The 5,063-nt window shown below is 38.6% G+C and carries 6 protein-coding genes and 3 pseudogenes; 7 read left to right on the forward strand and 2 right to left on the reverse strand.

Features of this window, described 5'->3' with window-relative positions; genetic code table 11:
* Positions 1-131 precede the first annotated feature (131 nt).
* Positions 132-605 (forward strand): annotated as a pseudogene (locus Xets_RS12895) (phage major capsid protein); the annotation flags it as partial.
* Positions 589-960: pseudogene (locus tag Xets_RS12900) on the forward strand (terminase TerL endonuclease subunit); the annotation flags it as partial. The pseudogenes Xets_RS12895 and Xets_RS12900, both read left to right, overlap by 17 nt.
* 82 nt (positions 961-1,042) lie before the next feature.
* On the opposite strand, the gene Xets_RS12905 reads toward Xets_RS12900, so the two are convergent.
* Positions 1,043-1,564 carry a hypothetical protein gene (locus tag Xets_RS12905; protein ID WP_244208644.1) on the reverse strand — a complete coding sequence of 174 codons (522 nt, stop codon included), beginning with the start codon at positions 1,562-1,564 and terminating at the stop codon, positions 1,043-1,045.
* A gap of 251 nt (positions 1,565-1,815) precedes the next feature.
* Between Xets_RS12905 and Xets_RS12910 the strand changes: the two are divergent.
* The 3 genes and pseudogenes from Xets_RS12910 to Xets_RS12920 all read left to right on the forward strand — a co-directional run.
* Positions 1,816-1,956, forward strand: a pseudogene (locus Xets_RS12910) (helix-turn-helix domain-containing protein); the annotation flags it as partial.
* A 493-nt stretch (positions 1,957-2,449) separates the two neighbouring features.
* On the forward strand, positions 2,450-3,667 hold the full coding sequence (locus Xets_RS12915) for a site-specific integrase (protein WP_187651808.1): 1,218 nt from the start codon (positions 2,450-2,452) through the stop codon (positions 3,665-3,667).
* A 123-nt stretch (positions 3,668-3,790) separates the two neighbouring features.
* On the forward strand, positions 3,791-4,075 hold the full coding sequence (locus Xets_RS12920; RefSeq protein ID WP_038216727.1) for an AlpA family transcriptional regulator: 285 nt from the start codon (positions 3,791-3,793) through the stop codon (positions 4,073-4,075).
* A 198-nt stretch (positions 4,076-4,273) separates the two neighbouring features.
* Here Xets_RS12920 and Xets_RS12925 read toward each other — a convergent pair whose 3' ends face one another.
* On the reverse strand, positions 4,274-4,465 hold the full coding sequence (locus Xets_RS12925) for a hypothetical protein (protein ID WP_038194249.1): 192 nt from the start codon (positions 4,463-4,465) through the stop codon (positions 4,274-4,276).
* A 133-nt stretch (positions 4,466-4,598) separates the two neighbouring features.
* Between Xets_RS12925 and Xets_RS12930 the strand changes: the two genes are divergently transcribed.
* Together Xets_RS12930 and Xets_RS12935 are read left to right on the forward strand one after the other, a co-directional pair.
* Positions 4,599-4,724 carry a hypothetical protein gene (locus tag Xets_RS12930; protein WP_255430630.1) on the forward strand — a complete coding sequence of 42 codons (126 nt, stop codon included), beginning with the start codon at positions 4,599-4,601 and terminating at the stop codon, positions 4,722-4,724.
* On the forward strand, positions 4,717-4,947 hold the full coding sequence (locus Xets_RS12935; RefSeq protein ID WP_187651809.1) for a hypothetical protein: 231 nt from the start codon (positions 4,717-4,719) through the stop codon (positions 4,945-4,947). The genes Xets_RS12930 and Xets_RS12935 overlap by 8 nt, the downstream gene beginning before the upstream one ends.
* Positions 4,948-5,063 lie beyond the last annotated feature (116 nt).

Below are 5,063 nucleotides of genomic sequence, written 5' to 3' on the forward strand. Positions count from 1 at the left end.
CGTTAAAAGGGATGTGAAGTGAAGGCTCTCAGAGTCTGAACTAGTAACGCCCCTCTGGGGCGAAATCAAAGCCGCCTTCTATGAAGGCGGATTTTTACTTACTGAAAAAATAAATTAATTATAGAAATATCATGAAAAAATTACTCGAATTACGCCAACAAAAATCCGATTTAACTCAACAAATGGGTTCGCTTCTCACCAAAGCTGAAAACGAAAAGCGTTCACTCAATGCTGATGAAGCCAAACAGTTCGACGAGCTGCGCAGCTAATCCGATAACCTGAATACGGAAATTGCCCGTTATGAGACTTTATCTGATGAAGAACGCAATCAGGCAAAGAACCAGCCTGCCAGTAAAACACTCAATAATGACGAACTACGCTACTATATCCTGACTGGTGAAGCTCGTTCCCTGTCTACAAGCATCCCCGCAGACGGTGGCTATACCGTTATCCCTGAACTGAACAAGCAAATCATGCAGCAATTGGCTGGTGAGTCTGTCATGCGCTGAATCTGTACGATTAAGACCACACGCAGCAACGAATATAAACAGCTTGTTTCGGTCGGTGGCGCAGCCGTAGCCCACGGGGATTCACGATCTGGACGACGAAAACGAAATTGATAATGAAGCTCTTTGGATAAAGGCCAATCCCAATCTGAATATCTCCGTGGACAGCGCCGCTTTGCATGACACTATCCAGAAAGCGCGGGGCATTCCCTCACAATGGACGGAAATGCTCACCAAACGCTTTAATATCTGGTGTCAGGGCGAAACGCCGTGGATGGGGGAAACGGATGCGAACGCCAATATCAAACCGAATAAAAAGAAATTGGCGAATAAAGCTGACCCTGCGATTGCGTTCCTGATGAGTTTTGGCACATGGCAAGCAGAGCATGAAGAGTTTGCATTTACTTTGAGTACAGGACAACAGCGGCGATTGGATAGTTTTGGTGGGGTTTAGTTAATTAAAAAAACAAAAGGAGCAAAACTAGTTCAGATCGCTCCTTTAATTCAGTTATCTAATTTAATAATAAAAATTTAATTTATTCAAATTTTAGAGATAACAATATATCAGTGCTCACATCTTTGTACTGTTCCCACTCATCAACAGTTGTATTAAATGAAACAATTACTGCTTTACCATTAAATGATGTAGTTAACATTTTATTATGAATGTCTGTATCCATTGCACTTGATATAAAATCTATTATCCGAGCATCTTTTCCATCTACAGTCACTTTTTGGAGTAATGGTTGGTAGTTTGGCATCATTTTTACTAAAGAATCTGTAAACATATCTAATTGTTCTGGAAGCATAGATACAGTTTCAGCGCTAATTATGATGTTAACTTTTCCTCGCTCATCGGTAAAAATAACTTTTTCATTACTATCTCTCATTGATGGATATTTTAATCTTTTGGATTTTTCGTCCATCAAAGTAAATCCCTTTGGGATTTTAATAGAGAGTGCATGTTTTGGAACTTGTTGTCGTTCCAAACTGACTTTAGCGAGTGTTTTAAACGGCAAAAATAAAATAAAATAAATATAATGGGTAATAATTTCCACATTTTTCTCATAGTGATTAATTCCGGTTTGAACGTTTTCAATAGATATTTTGTTTGAAAATAACTCATCATAACTTTATCTATTTAAAGAAAGTTAATTTTGATTTCCGGTTGTTATTATATGTATTAATGATTTGAATGTTGAGTCATTACCGCAAAAAGTTAAGCGTTTATACTGGTTCGCTTATTGAACCAGATAAACCAATCAGTTAAAGTAGCCCCGCCATTGGCAAAATCCAATGGTCAAGGTTTAATACTCTCAGCAGACCGTGGCCTAAAGGCGAATGGATTATTGCTAACTATCTCGAAATACATCCTTCTGAAATCTGGCCCAGTCGTTATTTTGATTCGTATGGTGAATTGATTGAACGCAAGGTTCGGGATAAATCATAAAAATAATTAGTTCCATTTGAAAATCATCGGGAAGATAGCCGTAACGGGGTATCTTCTCACTGGTAGAAACATCTGTAACTTTCATCTCAATGCTTCCAGACGAAATACATCGTAACTTTTCACAAGGTTGGAATGTTTGGTGTACTGACCTCTATGACACATCTAATTCTTATTTTTCTTTGGTACTCATGTTGTTCTGTGAGTTTTTGTGCTGAGGATTTTTCGGTGGGGTAATCAGTGGGGTAATTCTAAGTAAAAAGGCACTTTCTACATAGTAAAAAGTGCCGATTTAACAACATGATCTAAGACTAGGATCAGTTCATGCCGTATTTTCAGTTTTTAAGTTCTCATGCTATCAAGTATTGTTTTAAATTCAAATAAAATCAAAGTGATAATTAAATTATATACTGTATATTGTTTCAGTGTTTATTGACGTTTACCCACTTTTACAACAAACTGTGTATAAACATTTGTATAAATATTTTGGGTGATCATGGCTAATGAACTGAATAAGCTAAGTGATAAAAAGGTTAAGGCGCTTTATGGAAAACCAGTGCCTAAAATTGAGTTTGTAGCAGATGGCGCGGGGCTTAGTGCTAAAGTATCTGTAATCGGTGGCGTTAGCTGGGTTTTTACATACAGGCTGGATGGTAAGAAATTAAACCGTTTAACGTTAGGGCGCTATCCCGATATGAGTCTAAAGGCAGCTAGAGAGCTACGAGATAAATGCCGTAACTGGTTAGCATTAGGAAAAGATCCAAAATTACAATTAAATCTTGAGCTTCAAGAATCGCTTAAACCCGTCACAGTTCGAGATGCTTTGGAGTACTGGATTGACAATTATGCCAGAGATAACAGAGTTAATGTTATTCGTCATATAGCGCAGCTTGAGAAACACATTTACCCCTATATAGGTGAGATGGCTTTAAGTGATTGTGGAACTCGTTATTGGCTAAAGTGTTTTGACCGTGCGAGAAACGAATCCCCTGTAGCTACTGGCTATATATTTCAAATGTGTAAGCAGGCATTGAAATTTTGCAGGGTTAGAAGATATGCAATAAGTAATGCTCTTGATGATTTAACTATTCCTGATGTTGGTAAAAAGCAAAATAAGAGAGATAGGGTATTAACTGATAAAGAACTAGGGCAATTATGGGAATCGATAAACGAAGATAAGCATATTCCCTATTATAACTATTTACTGAGAGCACTGGTTATTTTTGACTGCCGTTCCCATGAGGCCAGATTATCAGAATGGAAAGAATGGGATTTTGATAATTGGCTTTGGACAGTACCAAGAGAGCACACGAAAACAGATGAAAAAATAATTCGTCCAATCCCTATTTATATCAGGGAGTTTATAACTGAATTATATAATCTGAATAAAAATAGCGGCTATTTATTAGGCGAATTGAAAAAGCCAGAAGCTATTTCTCAATTTGGTCGTAACTTATGGAAAAGATTTGAACATTCCGAAGCATGGACGTTACACGATTTAAGACGAACATTTGCGACGAAGTTAAATGATATGGGAATAGCACCTCATATTGTTGAGCAGCTATTAGGACACTCTTTGCCGGGAGTAATGGCAATTTATAACAGGAGCCAATACCTACCAGAGAAGCTGGACGCTTTAAACAAGTGGTGTGAGCGGCTGGATGTGTTGGCAGGTAATTATGAGAATGTGGTTATATTAAAATCAGCTCAGTAATGGGTATTTGATTTGATGATAAGCAGGGCAATTGTAATATATACGTAACAAAGTTGCTTTCTTCTGTAATGATTCCATTTAAGTAAAATACCCTCACAAAAACAATTAAACAGTGGGGGTAACATGACTATCCAATACAGCATTCCTACACCTGAAGAACGCCGTGCTATTCTTTCCGAGTATGGCGAACCTTATGATCGTCTGATACGTGAAAAGGAACGTCAGCACATCACCTCTATTTCCAGAACGTCAGCATGGAAATTGGAAAATGAAGGCCGTTTCCCTGCCCGTAAGCCATTAGGCCGCAATTCTTGTGCTTGGCTACTTAGTGACCTGCTCCATTGGGTACGCAATCCGCCCACAGTAGAAAATATAAATAACCCGTATAGCCGCAAAGCCACTAATTAAATAATAGCGTGATGGAAAAATTAACTGCCTTAATTGGCAGCGGCCTAACTCACTCTAAAAATAGTCTGATTTTTTGGGATAAAGGGATGTGATGGCGGCTATTAACTATAAGGACTCCTTTTGTTTAAGGAGTCACCAATTTGAGATAATTTCTTCTTTGAGAGGATTAATCAATAACTGGGTTTATTTCTGGGCGGTTCAGCCTTTGGGTTCAATTCCCCGTGATTGTAATTCCTTACGGGCTAGATCCTTAAACCAGTTTCCCAGACTCATGCCTTCATTTTTGGCTAATTCTGATAATTGTTTCTTAAATTCAGGCTGCATACGTATTTGGAAAGCCGGAGCTTTGCCTTCACCCTTAGGGCTTTTATCTCTTTTGACTGTTGACATGTGTGTACCTATCAGAATAGTATTATATACATTAGGTACACACCTTACCACGGTAGAGCCTAATAGAACAACGCCCCACAGTGATCGCAACACATGTAGGGCGTTTAACCACAACATTATCGGAGCTAATGCTATGGCTGATACACAGTCTAACCAAACTCGCCTTAAATTTACATTCTTAATTGCATCCGGCACTCAGCGGCTGGCTAATATGTCCTCTTTGATCTTCGCATTACGTCAGGGGGCATACCATGAGTAATAAACCTATCTCACTAAAACAGGCGCTATATCGTGCAGGTTTGGGTATTTCACTGTTCACGTTCATTACCAAAAAAGCCAAAGGTGAATGCGAAATCAATTTAAATAATCTGATTGCATTGGCGCACGGCATTCATCAGGAGGTTCACCGCGCCCTGTTGAAACATGCTCCGCAGCCACCGATGAATAAATTAACGCGATGCTCGACTTTTATGGTGAGTTGAAATGACATAGCCGCTCCTTTATAACTTTAAGTTGACAAACAAAGAGAAATAAAGGAACAAAAGGCTATGTCACAACAAGATTTTATCATTTGGGTGTTTTGTTGGGTAGAGGATAA

It is taken from the genome of Xenorhabdus sp. TS4, assembly GCF_014467265.1.
In the GTDB taxonomy this organism is placed as follows: Bacteria; Pseudomonadota; Gammaproteobacteria; order Enterobacterales; family Enterobacteriaceae; genus Xenorhabdus; species Xenorhabdus ehlersii.

What these genes read in the sequence shown, in the direction of transcription:
- Xets_RS12915 (WP_187651808.1), top strand. Translation starts at nt 2,450, where the DNA reads ATGGCTAATGAACTGAATAAGCTAAGTGATAAAAAGGTTAAGGCGCTT.
- Xets_RS12935 (WP_187651809.1), top strand. Translation starts at nt 4,717, where the DNA reads ATGAGTAATAAACCTATCTCACTAAAACAGGCGCTATATCGTGCAGGT.
- Xets_RS12930 (WP_255430630.1), top strand. Translation starts at nt 4,599, where the DNA reads ATGGCTGATACACAGTCTAACCAAACTCGCCTTAAATTTACATTCTTA.
- Xets_RS12925 (WP_038194249.1), bottom strand. Translation starts at nt 4,465, where the DNA reads ATGTCAACAGTCAAAAGAGATAAAAGCCCTAAGGGTGAAGGCAAAGCT.
- Xets_RS12920 (WP_038216727.1), top strand. Translation starts at nt 3,791, where the DNA reads ATGACTATCCAATACAGCATTCCTACACCTGAAGAACGCCGTGCTATT.